The 866-nt window shown below is 69.3% G+C and carries 1 protein-coding gene; it reads left to right on the top strand.

The features are described 5' to 3' along the window. Positions 1-866, top strand: an 866-nt coding sequence (locus C2134_RS21685) for a hypothetical protein (protein WP_158248844.1), incomplete at both ends; no start/stop codon positions are given.

Raw genomic sequence — 866 nt, 5'->3', positions numbered from 1 at the left:
AGCAACCCGGCCGTCAGCGCCAGCTACGCGGGTGGCGTGCTGAGCCTCGGCATTCCCGAACCCGCCAACGGCCAGGCCGTCAGCGTATCCGCCACCCAAACCAATGCGCTGGGCGATGTCTCCACCGCCGGCAGCGCCAGCGGGACCTTGAATCTGACCGCGCCGGCCGCGCCGACGGTTTCCATCACCGAGCATGCCGGCCAGCAGATCGGCAGCAGCGATCTGGCGGGCGGCCACGTCCAAGCCAAGGTCAACCTCAGCGCCAGCAACCTCGCCAACGGCGGCAGCGCCCAGGTCTCGATCAGCGATGGCGGCGCGAGCAGCAGCGTCACCGTCCATAGCGACGGCTCGGTGAGCAGCAGCAACCCGGCCGTCACCGCCAGCTACGCCAATGGCGTGTTGAGCCTCGGCATTCCCGAACCGGCCAACGGCCAGGCGGTCAGCGTGTCGGCGACGCAAAGCAACGCGCTGGGCAATGTGTCCACCGCCGCCAGCGCCAGCGGCACACTGAATCTGACGCCGCCGGATGCGCCCACGGTCACCATCGCCGAGCACAGCGGCCAGCAGATCGGCAGCAGCGATCTGGCGGGCAGCCACGTCCAAGCCACCGTCAACCTCAGCGCCGCCAATCTCAGCGCCGGCGGCAGCGCCCTGGTCACCATCAGCGACGGCAGCGCCAACAGCACCGTCACCGTGCATAGCAATGGCACCGTCACCAGCAGCAGCTCGACGGTTTCCGGCCACTACGCCAATGGCGTCTTGACCCTCAGCCTGCCGGAGCCGGCCAATGGCCAGGCGGTCAGCGTGTCGGCCACCCAGACCAATGCCTTGGGCAATGTCTCCTCCGCCGGCAGCGCCAGCGGCAC

Origin of the sequence: Chromobacterium sinusclupearum (assembly GCF_002902845.1) — a bacterium.
Taxonomy (GTDB): domain Bacteria; phylum Pseudomonadota; class Gammaproteobacteria; order Burkholderiales; family Chromobacteriaceae; genus Chromobacterium; species Chromobacterium sinusclupearum.
Note: the sequence above shows the minus strand (reverse complement) of the source record. Positions and strands in the feature narration are given on the sequence as shown.